General features: G+C 65.6%; 14 protein-coding genes (1 of these 14 cut by a window edge). 6 read left to right on the forward strand and 8 right to left on the reverse strand.

Annotated elements, in window-relative coordinates; translation table 11 throughout:
* The 3 genes from gabP to AC0MAZ_RS00430 all read right to left on the reverse strand — a co-directional run.
* Positions 1–712: the 5' portion of a GABA permease gene (gene gabP, locus AC0MAZ_RS00420; protein WP_203650243.1), read on the reverse strand. The gene continues 683 nt to the left of window position 1, outside the view; 712 of the gene's 1395 nt are visible here — the first part of the coding sequence; the start codon lies at positions 710–712; its stop codon lies off the left edge, out of view.
* 352 nt (positions 713–1064) lie between these two features.
* Positions 1065–2120, reverse strand: coding sequence for a magnesium transporter CorA family protein (locus AC0MAZ_RS00425; protein ID WP_475859775.1), 1056 nt, complete (start codon positions 2118–2120; stop codon positions 1065–1067).
* 12 nt (positions 2121–2132) lie between these two features.
* Complete coding sequence (locus AC0MAZ_RS00430) at positions 2133–3719, reverse strand: RimK family protein (protein WP_475859776.1); 1587 nt, start codon at positions 3717–3719, stop codon at positions 2133–2135.
* A gap of 92 nt (positions 3720–3811) precedes the next feature.
* Between AC0MAZ_RS00430 and AC0MAZ_RS00435 the strand changes: the two genes are divergently transcribed.
* The 3 genes from AC0MAZ_RS00435 (at position 3812) to AC0MAZ_RS00445 (ending at position 5949) form a co-directional block, all read left to right on the forward strand.
* A complete protein-coding gene (locus tag AC0MAZ_RS00435; RefSeq protein ID WP_475859778.1) occupies positions 3812–4918 on the forward strand; it encodes a peptidase C39 family protein in 1107 nt (368 codons plus the stop codon).
* A gap of 137 nt (positions 4919–5055) precedes the next feature.
* A complete protein-coding gene (locus AC0MAZ_RS00440; protein ID WP_475859780.1) occupies positions 5056–5682 on the forward strand; it encodes a GNAT family N-acetyltransferase in 627 nt (208 codons plus the stop codon).
* An 18-nt stretch (positions 5683–5700) separates the two neighbouring features.
* Positions 5701–5949 carry a hypothetical protein gene (locus AC0MAZ_RS00445; protein WP_475859781.1) on the forward strand — a complete coding sequence of 83 codons (249 nt, stop codon included), beginning with the start codon at positions 5701–5703 and terminating at the stop codon, positions 5947–5949.
* A 25-nt stretch (positions 5950–5974) separates the two neighbouring features.
* Here the strand turns inward: AC0MAZ_RS00445 and AC0MAZ_RS00450 are convergent, their stop codons facing one another.
* From AC0MAZ_RS00450 to AC0MAZ_RS00465, 4 genes are all read right to left on the reverse strand, one after another.
* Positions 5975–6985 carry a zinc-dependent alcohol dehydrogenase family protein gene (locus AC0MAZ_RS00450; RefSeq protein WP_203650232.1) on the reverse strand — a complete coding sequence of 337 codons (1011 nt, stop codon included), beginning with the start codon at positions 6983–6985 and terminating at the stop codon, positions 5975–5977.
* Positions 6986–7217: 232 nt separating this feature from the next.
* A complete protein-coding gene (locus AC0MAZ_RS00455; protein ID WP_254465246.1) occupies positions 7218–7808 on the reverse strand; it encodes an HAD family hydrolase in 591 nt (196 codons plus the stop codon).
* Positions 7805–8674, reverse strand: a complete 870-nt coding sequence (tesB, locus tag AC0MAZ_RS00460; RefSeq protein ID WP_475859784.1) for an acyl-CoA thioesterase II — start codon at positions 8672–8674, stop codon at positions 7805–7807. Before tesB ends, AC0MAZ_RS00455 begins: the two co-directional genes overlap by 4 nt.
* Before the next feature lie 91 nt (positions 8675–8765).
* Complete coding sequence (locus AC0MAZ_RS00465; protein WP_475859785.1) at positions 8766–9335, reverse strand: GNAT family N-acetyltransferase; 570 nt, start codon at positions 9333–9335, stop codon at positions 8766–8768.
* A gap of 166 nt (positions 9336–9501) precedes the next feature.
* On the opposite strand from AC0MAZ_RS00465, the gene pmrG reads away from it, so the two are divergent.
* The 3 genes from pmrG to AC0MAZ_RS00480 all read left to right on the forward strand — a co-directional run bounded on the left by pmrG (position 9502) and on the right by AC0MAZ_RS00480 (position 12659).
* Positions 9502–10188, forward strand: coding sequence for a lipopolysaccharide core heptose(II)-phosphate phosphatase PmrG (gene pmrG, locus AC0MAZ_RS00470; RefSeq protein ID WP_234563007.1), 687 nt, complete (start codon positions 9502–9504; stop codon positions 10186–10188).
* A gap of 162 nt (positions 10189–10350) precedes the next feature.
* On the forward strand, positions 10351–11265 hold the full coding sequence (locus AC0MAZ_RS00475; protein ID WP_232856628.1) for a histone deacetylase family protein: 915 nt from the start codon (positions 10351–10353) through the stop codon (positions 11263–11265).
* A 149-nt stretch (positions 11266–11414) separates the two neighbouring features.
* Positions 11415–12659, forward strand: a complete 1245-nt coding sequence (locus tag AC0MAZ_RS00480; RefSeq protein ID WP_475859788.1) for a TIGR03862 family flavoprotein — start codon at positions 11415–11417, stop codon at positions 12657–12659.
* Between the two features lie 119 nt (positions 12660–12778).
* On the opposite strand, the gene AC0MAZ_RS00485 is transcribed toward AC0MAZ_RS00480, so the two are convergent.
* The gene (locus AC0MAZ_RS00485; RefSeq protein ID WP_186734490.1) at positions 12779–14110 is read right to left on the reverse strand and encodes an RNA helicase RhlE1; all 1332 of its coding nucleotides are present in this window, start codon (positions 14108–14110) and stop codon (positions 12779–12781) included.
* Between the last annotated feature and the right edge of the window lie 89 nt (positions 14111–14199).

Consider the following 14199-nt stretch of genomic DNA (forward strand, 5'->3'; position numbering starts at 1 on the left):
CCTTGGCGATATTGCGCGCCGGGTCGCTGGACTCGGAGGCGGCAATGGTCACCGCCTCGGTGCCGATGAAGCTGAACATTACGGTGATGAAGGCGCCGACCACCGCGGACCAGCCCTTGGGCGCGAAGCCGCCGTGCTCATCCACCAGCGTGCTCAGCCCACTGACCTCGCGTTCCGGCAACCAGCCCGCCAGCGCGGCGAAGCCCAGGCCGATGAAACCGAGAATGGCGGTGACCTTGAGAATGGCGAACCAGAACTCGAACTCACCGTACTTGGCCACGCTGAACAGGTTGGTGCAGGCCAGTAGCAGCACCGAGGCCAGGGCGAAGATCCAGCTGTCCACCTGGGGGAACCAGGCGTTGAGCACATGCCCGGCAGCCAGTGCCTCGATGGGGATCACCAGCACCCAGAACCACCAGTACAGCCAGCCGATGGTGTAGCCGGCCCAGCGACCGATGGCCTGGTCGGCGTAGGTGGAAAACGAGCCGGTGTCGGGGTGGGCCACGGCCATTTCGCCGAGCATGCGCATGACCAGCACCACCAGGGTGCCGGCCACGAAATAGGAGAGGATGGTGGCCGGACCGGCCGCCGCGATGGCGTGTCCGGAGCCGACGAAGAGCCCCGCGCCGATGATGCCGGCGATGGACAGCATCGTTACGTGACGTGGCTTGAAACCTTGAGCAAGGTTGCCATCAGTTCCCACGGTGTTCATTGGTCTTGTTCTCTTTTTGCTGACACAAGGAAGGGACGGGCAGGCGCGGGCGAAACGGTCTCCTCGGCTAAGGGCGGAGTACGTTGCGCACGCTCTGTTACGGCCTTCTCAAGCGCCCGGGCAACGCACCGTGGGGATGCGGGCTTCACTTTAAGCCGGGCGCGGCGCCAGCAAAATGCTCGAAAACGTCAGACAACTGTTCGATCACGACACCGCGTGCCCATGCACGTCAGTCAAGCCCCTGGGCATGCCTGTTTGCGTCATTCGCGGTCGCGTAGATAGTCCCAGTAGAAGTTCACCACCGCGAACACCACGATCACCGTGACGATCATCAGGCCGATCTGCAGGTTGCTCATGGGGCCTCCCGTTGAGTCATCTGTAGGAGCGGGCTTGTCCCGCGATTGCGATCATGGGGGACGACATCGTTGTGCGGCCCGGCGCTGTCGCGGGACAAGCCCGCTCCTACAGTGCTGCGATGTCTGCCCGAACGGGCCAGGCGCTTGAGCGCCAGCACCATGAGCACGCCCAGCAGCATCATCGCCAGCACCAGCACGGCATAGGCCAGCCACCATGGCACGCCCGTGGTCATCATGCTGAACTCGGACATGCCGCCAATGCTGGCGATCAGGTTCAGCGGCAGGAACACCACGTTGATCAGGGTGAGCTTGCGCAGGGTCTCGTTCATCGCGTTGTTGGCCAGGTTGCCGCGGGCATCCATCAAGCCGGCGAACACCGTCGAGTAGATCTCGGCCTGCTTGTGGCACTGGTTGTTCTCGATCACCAGGTCGTCGATCAGCGCCAGCACCTCGGGGTTGAAATGGCGTTTCTCGCCATGGGCTCGAAGGCGCGAGAGCACCGCGCCATTGCTGTGGATGGCGTTGATGTAGTGGATCAGGCTCTCGCTGAGGTTGAACATCTGCATCAGGTGGTGGTTCTCCAGCGACTGCTCGAAACGTTGCTGCAGTTCGCGGGCGACCATCTTGATCACCTTCAGGTGCCCCAGGTAGTGGTGCAGGTTGTCGAGCAGGATGGCCAACAACACATCCATCGGATCGTGCAGTGCATGGCGCTGTCCGAGGCCGTCGAGCAGGGACGCGTCCGGGGCGATCAACACCAGGTGGCCGTCGACCATCAGCATGCCGAAGGAAGACACCTGGAAGGCGAAACTGTCTCCCCCGGTGTAGCTCTCCGGGCGCTTCCAGATCAGGAACAGGCCATCGCGGTGCAGTTCGATGCGCGACACCTCGTCCGGGTCGAGTGCCGAAGCCAGGGCATGGGCATCCAGGTGGAACCACGCCTGCAACAGTTCACGCTCGGCGCTGTCCGGTTCAACGAACAGCAGCACCTCGCAATCGAGCCCTTCGCGCTTGCGCAACTGACCATGGGCCAGGCTGTAGCTTTCGATCATGCCAGCACCTCGTTACCAGGCTTGCCCCCGGCGCTTCTGCTCCAGGCGGCGGATGAATTCCTCCAGCACCAGGGTGTAGAGGTCGTCGTGCAGGTAGGCGTCCTCGATGCCGGCGTCGAGGTTGGGGTTGTCGTTGACCTCGATCACCACCACCCGATCACCGACCTGCTTGAGGTCGACGCCATACAGGCCATCGCCGATCAGGTTGGCGGCCTTCACCGCCAGCTCCACCACCGCCCGCGGCGCCTCGTGCACGGCCAGGGTGCGGCACTCGCCGTTGACCTCGTCGCGCTGGGCCTGGTGGTTGAAGATCTGCCAGTGGCCCTTGGACATGAAGTACTGGCAGGCGAAGATCGGCTTGCGATTGAGCACGCCGATACGCCAGTCGTATTCGGTGTAGAGGTATTCCTGGGCCAGCAGCAGCACCGAGTGCTCGAACAGTTCGCCGGTAGCGGCCTGGAGTTCGGCGGGGTCCTTGACCTTGATCACGCCCCGGGAGAAACAGCCGTCGGGTATCTTCAGCACCAGCGGAAAGCCCAGCCGCACACCGATGCCTTCCAGGGCCTGGGGGTTGTCGCGGTAGAGGATCTCGCTGGCCGGCATGGCCAGGCGATGGCTGCGCAGCAGGTCGGTCAGGTAGACCTTGTTGGTGCAGCGCAGGATCGACGCCGGGTCATCCATTACCACCAGCCCTTCGCTTTCGGCCTTCTTGGCGAAGCGGTAGGTGTGGTTGTCGACGCTGGTGGTCTCGCGGATCAGTAGCGCGTCGTATTCGGCCAGGCGGGCGTAGTCCTTCTTGCCGATCAGCTCGACATCGACCCCCAGTTGGCGCCCAGCGCGAATGAAGTGCTCCAGCGCCTTGGGGTTGGACGGCGGCAGCACTTCGTCGGGGTCGTGGAGGATCGCCAGGTCGTAACGCGCCACCCGGCGCGAGCGCGGTTGACGCCAGATCCTGCGGCTGAAGCCATCGAGGGCGTTGGCGAACGGGTCCTGCTGGTCTTCGCGCAACTTGTGCAGCGCGCCGGCCTTGACCCCGGCGATATGCCAGGCGCTGGTCTTGCGGAACTCCACCAGCAGGATCGGACACGGGAAACTTTCGAACAACTGGCGGGCGATGTCCTGCAGCGGTTCCAGATCGGTACGACCGAAATACAGGGTCAGGGTGAACCCTTCGGTTTCGCCGTAGGGGTGATTGGCCAGGGCGCTCTCGAGGCTGCGCGCCATGTCGTCGAGGGCCAATCCGTATAACGACTTGCGGGTCAACTCACTGATACTTCTGACCGAGGGAATGACTTTATGCCCGCGCGCCTCGGCCAATAACGAACAATAATAACCGTGACCTAGATATTTATAGTTACGACATAGATTTATGACCTGGACACGCTTGCCGTTATCGGCCTCGCGTGGCTCTTCCAGGTACTCCTGGGCCGTCACGACATCCTCGCTGGGCAGGTAAGAAGCCCAGTCTTCACGCCGCTCCACGATGATCACCAGCTGACTTGACTTGTTATCCAGGGTCAGTGGATAAATAACACCAGTTGTACTTGAGTGTGAACTTTCCCCGGGCCAGCCAGGTAAGGGTTCCTGAAACGATGACATGTTTGAAGCCCTGTGTTGGGTAGACACGGTTTCTATTAAGCACGAAGTTTTTCGAATGTCCCGTTTCATTACGCAACTTTTACGGCGGCCCTATGCACATCGAATTTCGCCTGGCAACTGTTGACGACCTGCCGGCCCTGCTGGCGCTGGAGAACCAGTGCTTCGCCCTCGACCGGCTGACCCCACGCAGCTTTCGCTGGATGCTGTCCCACGCCAATGCCAGCCTGCTGGTGGCGCAACGCGACGGCCAGCTGATGGGCTATGCATTGCTGCTGTTCCACCGCGGCACCTCGCTGGCCCGGCTGTATTCCATCGCCATTGCCGAACAGGCGCGTGGCCATGGCCTTGGCGCCCGTCTGCTGGAACAGGCCGAGCGCTGCGCCCTGGAGCACGAGCGCGCCTACCTGCGTCTTGAGGTGCGCACCGACAATCCCAAGGCCATTGCCCTGTACGAACGCCATGGATACCGGCGCTTCGCCCAGGTCGAGGACTACTACGAGGACCACACCAGCGCCTTGCGCTACGAGAAGCGCATCCTCCAGCACCCGGCGGGCGAGACGCGACCGGTCCCCTACTACGCCCAGACCACCGACTTCACCTGCGGCCCGGCCTGCCTGCTGATGACCATGGCCGCGCTGCAACCGCAGCGCCCGCCGAGCCGTCGCGAGGAACTGCGCCTGTGGCGCGAGGCGACCACTGTGTTCATGACCTCCGGTCACGGCGGCTGCAGCCCTCATGGGCTGGCGCTGGCCGCCTGGCGTCGGGGCTTTCGCGTAAGGCTGCTGCTCAATACCGAGGGGCCGCTGTTTCTCGATGGCGTGCGCCAGCCCGGCAAGAAGGAGGTCATGCGCCTGGTCCATGAGGACTTCTGCGCCGAGCTGCAGGAAAGCGACGTGGTCATCGCGCGGCAGGCGCCGAATCTGCCCCGGGTGCTGGCCGAAGGCGGCCTGGCGCTGGTGCTGATCAGCAACTACCGGCTGACCGGCAGCAAGGCGCCGCACTGGGTGCTGGTCACCGCCTGCGACGACGACTTCGTCTACCTGCACGACCCCGACACCGACCACGCTCGCCACCGGCAGGCCCTGGACTGCCAGCACCTGCCGGTCAGCCACCAGGAGTTCCAGCGCATGAGCCTGTTCGGCGGGCGCAAGTTGCGGGCGGCGGTGGTGGTGTATGCAGGGAGTGAAACTGCGGCGTAAACAGAGACCGCCGGCTGACTGCGGTGCGGGCGGCCATCTTCTACGTCTGCCCTCACCGCGTTAGCACAAACCCTTACAACTTTTCATCCACGCTGCGGTTAACGTTCACCCTCACTTCACGGACCGGTATGGACGCCATGACACTCCTCCTCGACGACCCCGCACTCGCGCAGGTCGAGCACTACCGCGACGACCCGCACCTGCGCTCCGAACTCAACGCCCTCACCCAGCAGACCTATGGCTTCGACTTCGAAGCCTGGTACCAGGCCGGCTTCTGGCAAGCCGACAACCAGCCGTGCTCACTGGTTCGCGACGGGAAGATGCTGGCCAACGCCTCGGCCAACCTGCTCGATTTCACCCTGGATGGCCAGCACCTGCGCTGCGTCCAGATCGGTACGGTAATGACCGCGCCGCAGGCACAGGGCCGTGGCTATAGCCGTTTCCTGATGGAGGTGCTGGTGGAGCGCTGGGCAAGTAACTGCGACTTGCTGTACCTGTTCGCCAACAGCACCGTACTCGATCTATATCCCAGGTTCGGTTTTCGCCGAGTGGTCGAACACGAGTACTACCAGCCCTGGTCGGCGCAACCACGGGCCACAACCTTCCACCCGGTGAACCTGGATGATGGCGAACAACGTCAACGTTTCATCGATGCGGTGGAAAAGAGTTGTCCACAGGCGCGATTGAGCCTGGTGCCGAATGTGCCGCTGACGATGTTCTATTGCGATGGGCCCTACCGGGAGGCCTTGTTCCATTCCTCGTAGCATGAGGCGTATGTGGTGATGGAACAGGATGGCGAGCGGATGGTGCTGGTGGACGTGTTCTGCGAACGCGAACTGGCGCTGGCCGATGTGCTGGCTGAACTGGTCACGGCAACCACGCGGGAGGTGGTGCTGGGGTTCGCGCCGCTGAACTGCGAAGGCTTCGCGACACGGGTTGTGGATAACGATGATGCGTTGTTCGTCTGGGGAGCGGCACCTACCCGTGTCGATGGGCAGGTGCTGATGTTTCCATTGCTCTCCCATACCTGAATCGCGGGGCAAGCCTGCCACCATGTCACCAGGTCAGGCAGATCTTGCCAAAATGCTTGTTGCTCTCCTGGTACTTGAAGGCCTCGACCATCTGCTCCAGCTCGAAGTGCTTGTCTACCACCGGCCGCAGGCCATTGGCGTCGATGGCGCGGACCATCGCCTGCTGCTGGGCGCGACTGCCCACCAGCACGCCCTGCAGACGGATCTGCCGTACCAGCGCCTGCACCAGCGGCAGCTGTCCGGCCACGCCAGTGAGGATGCCGATCAGCGACACATGCCCGCCGATACGCGCGGCGATCATCGACTGCTCCAGCGTGGCCGGGCCACCAACCTCGATCACATGGTCCACGCCGCGTCCGCCGGTCAGCGCACGAACCTTTTCGCCCCAGGCGGGCGTGGTCTTGTAGTTGATCAGGTGATCCGCGCCGAGCGCCTTGAGACGCTCCAGCTTGGCATCGCTGGACGAGGTGGCGATCACCGTGGCGCCGGCCAGCTTGGCGAATTGCAGGGCGAAGATCGAAACGCCACCGGTGCCCTGCACCAATACGCTGTCGCCGGGCTTGAGGTGGTCATCGCTCATCAGGGCGCGCCAGGCAGTGACGCCGGCGGTGGTAAGGGTCGCCGACTCGGCATGGCTGTAGCCCTTGGGCGCGAGGGTGAAGGAGCTGGCCCGGGCAGTCACCTGTTCACGGGCATAGCCGTCGATGCCGTCACCCGGCACGCTGGCAAAGCCCTCGACCTGAGCCTGGCCATCGAGCCAGTCGGGGAAGAAGGTGCTGACCACCGCATCACCAACCTGGAACTCGCTGACCCCGGCGCCCACCGCAATCACTTCGCCGGCACCATCGGCCATGGGGATGCGCCGCTCGCTCGGCCCCCACATGCCGCTGACCACGGCGAAGTCGTGGTAGTTGAGGGAGCTGGCGTGCAGGCGCACGGTGATCTCGCCGGCCTTGGGCGCGGCGGTTTCGCAGGTGCCGACCTGGACCTTGTCGTAGCCGCCGCCGGGCAGGACGTAGAGGGCCTTGGTGCTCATGGGTGGGTCTCCATCAAGGGAAAAGATGCAGTGCAGCTTAGACAGGTCTGGGTGATCGCGGGGCATGCCATCGCCAAGGTGACACCATTCCCCTGTAGGAGCGGCCTTGTGCCGCGAAAGGGCTGCGCAGCGGCCCCAGCCATTTTGGCTCTGATGATCCTGGGGCTGCTTTGCAGCCCTTTCGCGGCGCAAGGCCGCTCCTACAGAGGGATTGTGCAGGGCATGAGAGGCATCAGCCGAGCAACGCCCTCAGCGCCCGGCAATCGGCCGCATGCCAGTCGGCCAGCTGCGGCCATGGGTTGTCCGGCAGGTTGACCAGCACGGTGCGGGTGCCCGCGGCCCGGCCGCAGTCGAGGTCGAAGCGGTAGTCGCCGACCATCACCATCTCACCGGGGCTCACGTCCCAGGCGCGGGCGATCTGCAGCAGCCCGTCAGGGCTGGGCTTGGGCGCCGCCTCGTCGCGCCCGAGGATGTGCTCGACCGGGAAGCAGTCGGCCAGGCCGATGGCCTCGAGGGTGACATGGGCCAGTTCGCGGGCATTGCGGGTGAGGATGGCCAGCCGGCAATCACGCCCGGCCAGTTCACGCACCAGCTCCACTGCGCCGTCAGCGGCCTTGGAGGCGATTGCCAGGTCGCGCTCGTGCTCCAGCAGCCAGGCATGCTTGGCCGCCGCTTCCGCCGCCGGCAAGGCGGCCAGGTGGGTGAGGATGTCGTGGTCGGACGGGATGTCGAGCGCCTCGCGGATGGCCGCGAAGTCATGCACGGCGATCGTCAGGGTGCCATCCATGTCGAACACCCAGTGGCGAATATCCCCGAGGCTCATGCCCAGTCCTCGCGATGGCGGATCAGGCCTTCCTGGGTGGACGAGGCCACCAGTTGCCCGGCGCGGTTGAAGATGCTGCCACGGCAGAAACCGCGGGCGTTGCCGGCCCAGGGGCTGTCGGTGGCGTATAGCAGCCACTCATCGGCGCGCAGGTCACGGTGGAACCACAGCGAATGGTCGAGACTGGCGATCTGCATGTCCTTGCGCCACACCGACTTGCCATGGGGCAGCAAGGAAGTGGTCAGCAGGCCGAAGTCCGAGGCGTAGGCCAGCAGGTACTTGTGCAGCGCCGGGATGTCCGGGAGGTTGCCGTCGGCGCGGAACCAGGCGTACTTGATTGGTTCGCCCGGCTTGGGGTCGAACGGATCACGCTCGGTGATCGGGCGGATCTCGATGGGCTTGGCGCACAGCACCTTCTCGCGGATACGCTCGGGCAGCTTGTCGGCCATGGCACTGGCCAGCTCGACTTCGCTGGGCAGGTTTTCCGGGCCGACCACGTCCGGCATCTGCGCCTGGTGCTCGAAACCATCCTCGTCGTACTGGAACGAGGCGCTGCAGGTGAAGATCGGCTGGCCCTTCTGGATCGCCGTGACCCGCCGGGTGCTGAAGCTGCCGCCGTCGCGCACGCGGTCCACCGAATAGACCACCGGCATGCTGGCATCGCCCGGGCGCAGGAAGTAACCGTGCAGCGAATGCACATGGCGCGCGTCCTCGACCGTCTGGCTGGCCGCCGACAGCGACTGGCCGAGCACCTGGCCGCCGTACAGCTGGCGGAAGCCCAGGTCCTGGCTGCGTCCGCGGAACAGGTTCTCCTCGATCGACTCGAGGCTCAGCAAGTCGACCAGATCGTCGAGTACGTGGCTCATGGGGTTCTCCTGGCAAGGCAATACGGCGCGGTTATACCGGCGAATGATACAGGGTTTTGCCGTTCGTCCCGTCGTACGAATGGCGACCTATTCAGCCGCGCAGGTTCTGTTGCCAGCGGTCGCGGTCGATGCGGTACAGCACATGGGGGCGTAGCGGATCGCCGACGGGCAGCCGCGGGTGCTCGAAGCTGCCCGCCAGGTCCTGGACCATGCCGATGGCCTGCATCACCTTCTGCGATGGCAGGTTGCCCTCGGTGGTAAACGACACCACCTCGTCCAGGTGCAACTGGGCGAAGGCACAACGCAGGCAGGCCCAGGCCGCCTCGCTGGCGAAGCCCAGCCCCCAGTGGCGGCGGGCCAGGCGCCAGCCGATCTCCACCGCCGGGCCGAACGGGGCGGCGAAGTTGACGTTAAGCAGGCCGGTCATGCCGATGAAGGCGCCGCTGTCCTTGCGCTCCAGGGCCCAGAGGCCGAAGCCGTACTCGTTGAAATGACCACGGATCCGGCCGATCAGCGCCGCCGCCTCGACCCGGGTCATCGGCGCGGGGAAATAGCGCATAACCTGCGGGTCGGCGCACAGGGCGGCGAACTCGCGCAGGTCGTCGTCCTGCCATTGGCGCAACACCAGGCGCGGGCTTTCCAGTTCGAGAATGGGGGTCATCGGCACGGCTCCGAAATCACGGTCTGGCAGTGTACAGCGTAGGCCGCGTGCATCAGCCAGCCGATGCTTTTTTCACATCGGCTTCACCGCCCCCCGACAGGCCGCTTCGCACAATGCCGCCACTATCGCGGCCTTCGTCGACGCCGCACTGCCATCGGAGAGACGCATGCACCCCAGCAACACCCTGCACAACCCGGCCCTGCTGGCCCCCCGCAAACGCCGCCGCTCGCGCACCGTGGTCGGCGCCGTCATCGGCCTGCTCCTGACACTGGCCGGGGCCAGCACCTGGCTAGCGACGAGGACGCACATCGTGAACCTTGGCAATGAGCAACAGTTGAGCGACAGCGGCCTGCTGCAGGACTGGAAGGAAGGCGCGGTGATCGTGATGATTCGCCATGCCGAACGCTGCGACAGTGCCCCGGGGCCGTGCCTGGACGATCCAACCGGCATCACCCTGTCCGGCAGCCAGGCGGCGCAACGGGTAGGCCAGGGCTTGCAGCAACTGGGGCTGGCCGGCGCCGACCTGCTCAGCAGCCCGAAGCTGCGCACCCGCCAGACCGCGCACTTCATCCTCGGCCAGGCCGTGACCAGCGAAGACTGGCTGGAGCGCTGCGACCGCCCGTTCCCGGCCGAGGCCATGGCCCGCAAGCGGCCCGGGCACAACCTGGTGCTGGTGACCCACAACGGTTGCATCGATCACTTCGCCCGCCAGCAGCATGTGCCGGGCGGTGAGCGGGAGAGCGGTTATGCCAGCGCGCTGTTCGTGTCGGTGGATGGCAACGGCAAGGCGCGGATTCTTGGGCGGATGAACGAGCCGGACTGGCAAAGGGTGCTGGCCTCGGCCGACAAGTGATCGGCTACCAGCAATTCGCCATCCCCTGTGGGAGCGGGTTTACCCGCGAAGCAGCCAGCGCGGTCTCTGGCACCCGCTATGCGGGTGATCGCGGGTGAACCCGCTCCCACAGAAGCCAGCAAAGCTGGCAAGATCGGTGCTCGCCCCCACCGCACCGACACCATGCCCCTGCCGCTGATCTACCACGACGACTACAGCCCCGAGTTCCCGCCGGACCATCGCTTCCCGATGGACAAGTTCCGCTTGTTGCGCGATCACCTGGTGGACAGTGGCCTGACCACCGACGCCGCCCTGCTGCGCCCGGAGATCTGTCCCAACGACATCCTCGCCCTGGCCCATGACCGCGACTACATCGAGCGCTATATGAACGGTGAACTGTCCCGCGAGGACCAGCGCCGCCTCGGCCTGCCCTGGAGCGAGGCCCTGGCCCGGCGCACCGTGCGCGCCGTGGGTGGCTCGCTGTTGACCGCCGAGCAGGCGCTGCAACATGGCATCGCCTGCCACCTGGCCGGCGGCACCCATCACGCCCACTACGACCACCCGGCCGGCTTCTGCATCTTCAACGACCTGGCGGTGATCAGCCGTTACCTGCTGGAGGCCGGCCGTGTGCACCGGGTGCTGATCTTCGACTGCGACGTGCACCAGGGTGATGGCACCGCGCGCATGCTCCAGGACACGCCGGAGGCGATCACCGTGTCGCTGCACTGCGAGCAGAACTTCCCGGCGCGCAAGGCCCAGAGCGACTGGGACATCCCCCTGCCCCGCGGCATGCACGACAGCGCCTACCTCAAGGTGGTCGAGGATGCGCTGAACTACCTGCTGCCGCTGTACCAGCCCGACCTGGTGCTGTACGACGCCGGCGTCGATGTGCACAAGGACGACGCCCTGGGTTACCTGCAACTGACCGACGCAGGCCTGGCCGCCCGCGACGAGCACGTGTTGCGCCAGTGCCTGGGCCGCGACATCCCGGTGATGGGCGTGATCGGCGGCGGCTACAGCAAGGATCGTGAAGCCCTGGCCCGGCGCCACGGCATCCTCCACCACAGCGCGGCGCGGGTGCTCGGTTGTTCACAATGACTGTGGAACCGCTTGTGGATAACCTGCGGGAAAGCCGCTCCAGCCCTTTAACTGCCTGAGCTGCAAAGAGTTGGTCGTTTTTTGAGCAGTGTCGTGGCAGGCCCCGCTGAGGTAGAATACGCGGTCTTTTCCACAGCCTGTCGCCCGCCATGAACGATCCCCGCCCCGCCTCCCGCCCCCTTGTCGCCGTGATCGGCGGCGGCCCCGCCGGCCTGATGGCCGCCGAGACCCTGGCCCGGCGCGGGATGGCGGTCGAAGTGTTCGACGCCATGCCCTCGGTGGGCCGCAAGTTCCTGCTGGCCGGCGTCGGCGGCATGAACATCACCCATTCCGAGCCCTACCCCGCCTTCGTCGGCCGTTACGGCGCACGCCAGGGCGAGATCGACACGCTGCTGCGCGACTTCGATGGCGAGGCCCTGCGCCAGTGGATTCACGGCCTGGGCATCGAAACCTTCGTCGGTACCTCGGGCCGCGTGTTCCCTCGCGACATGAAGGCCGCGCCGCTGCTGCGCGCCTGGCTCAAGCGCCTGCGCGAGTCCGGCGTGGTTATCCACACCCGGCACCGCTGGTTGGGCTGGACAGCCGAAGGTGCCCTGCGGATCAGTTATCCACAAGGCGAGCTGCAGGTACGGGCCGACGCCGTGGTGCTGGCCCTGGGTGGCGGCAGCTGGGCACGCCTGGGCTCGGACGGTGCCTGGGTGCCGCTGCTGGCCGAACGCGGTGTGGATATCTCTGCGCTGCGGGCGAGCAACTGCGGTTTCGAGGTCGAGGGCTGGAGTGATCTGCTCAAGGGCAAGTTCGCCGGCGCCCCGCTGAAGAACATCGCCCTTGCCATGCCCGGCGCCGCGTCGCGCAAGGGCGAATTCATCCTCACCGCCCAAGGGGTGGAGGGCAGCCTGGTGTATGCCTGGTCGGCGGCGCTGCGGGAGGCGATGGACTGCGACGGACGGGCGACGCTGCTGCTCGACCTGCTGCCGGACCGGCCTGTGGACAAGATTGCCCAGGCCCTGGCCAAGCCCAGGGGATCGCGCTCGATGGCCAAGCACCTGCACGGCCAGCTCGGGATCGACGGGGTGAAGGCGGCCTTGTTGCGCGAGTTGACCGACCAGGCAACCTTTGCCGACCCCGAGCGCCTAGCGGCGGCGATCAAGGCATTGCCGATCATGCTGGTGCGGACCCGGCCGCTGGACGAGGCGATCAGCAGTGCTGGTGGCGTAAGGTTCGAAGGATTGGATGAGGGGCTGATGGCGCGCAACCTGCCCGGGGTGTTCTGCGCGGGGGAGATGCTGGATTGGGAGGCGCCGACTGGGGGGTACCTGCTGACGGCGTGTTTTGCCAGTGGTTTGCGGGCAGGAAATGCTGCGGCGGATTGGTTAATGCGTCAGGTCAGGTAGATTGCCGGGGCTGCTACGCAGCCCTTTCGCGGCACAAGGCCGCTCCTACAGGGTGATGCGCGGTCCTCTGTAGGAGCGGCCTTGTGCCGCGAAAGGGCCGCAAAGCGGCCCCAAAAATCTCAAGGCTTACGCTTGCCCGGTTTGCCACCAAAGCTCGGCACCTTGCGCACGGCCTTGACCGCCGGCGCCGAAGCCCCCGCCTCCTCGCTGTCCATCCAGCGCCCCAGACCACGCTTGGCGCTGTTCTCTTTCGGCTTCTTGGGTTTCTTCGGCTTTTTCAGCACCTGGCCACTGGCATCGGTCACCGGCACCCGGTGATCGGGGATGAAGTCCGGCTCCTCATGGCGCGGCAGCACCTGGCGGATCAGCGTCTCGATCGACGCCAGCAGTTGCACCTCGTCGGCGCACACCAGCGAGATCGCCTCACCCTTGTTGCCCGCGCGGCCGGTCCGACCGATACGGTGCACATAGTCCTCGGCGACGATCGGCAGGTCGAGGTTGACCACCAGCGGCAGGTCGTCGATATCCAGGCCGCGGGCAGCCACATCGGTGGCCACCAGCACCTGGACTTCACGCGCCTTGAAGGTGTCCAGGGCGCGCTGGCGGGTGGCCTGCGGGCGGTCGCCGTGGATACCGTCGGCGTTCACGCCCTCGGCCAGCAGACGCTCGACCAGTTGGTCCACGCCATTGCGGGTCTTGGCGAACACCAGCACCTGCTTCCAGCGCTGCTTGCGCAGCAGGTGGCAGAACAGGTCGGCCTTGCGCTTCTTGTCCACCGGCACCAGCCATTGCTTGACCGTGTTGGCAGCGGCATTTCGCGGGCTGACTTCGATGCTCAACGGGTCGTTCAGCGCCAGGCCCGCGAGCATACGGATCTGGTCGGAGAAGGTCGCGGAGAACAGCAGCGTCTGGCGCTTGCGCGGCAACGCCGCATACACCGCCTGCAGCTCTTCGGCAAAGCCCAGGTCGAGCATGCGGTCGGCTTCGTCGAGCACCAGGGTCTGCACCTGGCCGAACTTGATGGCGTTCTGGCGGAACAGGTCGAGCAGACGGCCTGGGGTGGCCACCAGCAGGTCGACGCCACGGCGCAGGCGCATCATCTGCGGGTTGATGCTGACGCCGCCGTACACCGCGTAGGTGGACAGCGGCAGGTTCTCGGCATACTCACGCACATTGGCGTGGACCTGCTCGGCCAGTTCGCGGGTCGGCACCAGCACCAGCGCGCGCACCGAGTTGCTGGCGACCTTCTCCCCTTCCAGCGCCAGGCGTTGCAGTACCGGCAGGGCGAAGCCGGCGGTCTTGCCGGTGCCGGTCTGGGCGGCGGCCATCAGGTCGCGGCCGGCGAGCACGGCGGGGATGGCCTTGGCCTGGACCGGGGTGGGCGTGGTGTAGTCCAGCGTCTGCAGGGTGCGCAGCAGCGGTTCGATCAGGCCGAGTTGGGCGAAATTCATGGCAATACCGTCAGGGGGTTCAGCGAAGGCGGCAAGTTTACCCCAGCACCACGGTGGCCCAAAGAACAAAGGGCCTGTGGGAGCGGGTT

The organism is Pseudomonas sp. A, assembly GCF_056270345.1.

What these genes read in the sequence shown, in the direction of transcription:
- AC0MAZ_RS00425 (WP_475859775.1), bottom strand. Translation starts at nt 2,120, where the DNA reads ATGATCGAAAGCTACAGCCTGGCCCATGGTCAGTTGCGCAAGCGCGAA.
- AC0MAZ_RS00430 (WP_475859776.1), bottom strand. Translation starts at nt 3,719, where the DNA reads ATGTCATCGTTTCAGGAACCCTTACCTGGCTGGCCCGGGGAAAGTTCA.
- AC0MAZ_RS00435 (WP_475859778.1), top strand. Translation starts at nt 3,812, where the DNA reads ATGCACATCGAATTTCGCCTGGCAACTGTTGACGACCTGCCGGCCCTG.
- AC0MAZ_RS00440 (WP_475859780.1), top strand. Translation starts at nt 5,056, where the DNA reads ATGACACTCCTCCTCGACGACCCCGCACTCGCGCAGGTCGAGCACTAC.
- AC0MAZ_RS00445 (WP_475859781.1), top strand. Translation starts at nt 5,701, where the DNA reads ATGGAACAGGATGGCGAGCGGATGGTGCTGGTGGACGTGTTCTGCGAA.
- AC0MAZ_RS00450 (WP_203650232.1), bottom strand. Translation starts at nt 6,985, where the DNA reads ATGAGCACCAAGGCCCTCTACGTCCTGCCCGGCGGCGGCTACGACAAG.
- AC0MAZ_RS00455 (WP_254465246.1), bottom strand. Translation starts at nt 7,808, where the DNA reads ATGAGCCTCGGGGATATTCGCCACTGGGTGTTCGACATGGATGGCACC.
- tesB (WP_475859784.1), bottom strand. Translation starts at nt 8,674, where the DNA reads ATGAGCCACGTACTCGACGATCTGGTCGACTTGCTGAGCCTCGAGTCG.
- AC0MAZ_RS00465 (WP_475859785.1), bottom strand. Translation starts at nt 9,335, where the DNA reads ATGACCCCCATTCTCGAACTGGAAAGCCCGCGCCTGGTGTTGCGCCAA.
- pmrG (WP_234563007.1), top strand. Translation starts at nt 9,502, where the DNA reads ATGCACCCCAGCAACACCCTGCACAACCCGGCCCTGCTGGCCCCCCGC.
- AC0MAZ_RS00475 (WP_232856628.1), top strand. Translation starts at nt 10,351, where the DNA reads ATGCCCCTGCCGCTGATCTACCACGACGACTACAGCCCCGAGTTCCCG.
- AC0MAZ_RS00480 (WP_475859788.1), top strand. Translation starts at nt 11,415, where the DNA reads ATGAACGATCCCCGCCCCGCCTCCCGCCCCCTTGTCGCCGTGATCGGC.
- AC0MAZ_RS00485 (WP_186734490.1), bottom strand. Translation starts at nt 14,110, where the DNA reads ATGAATTTCGCCCAACTCGGCCTGATCGAACCGCTGCTGCGCACCCTG.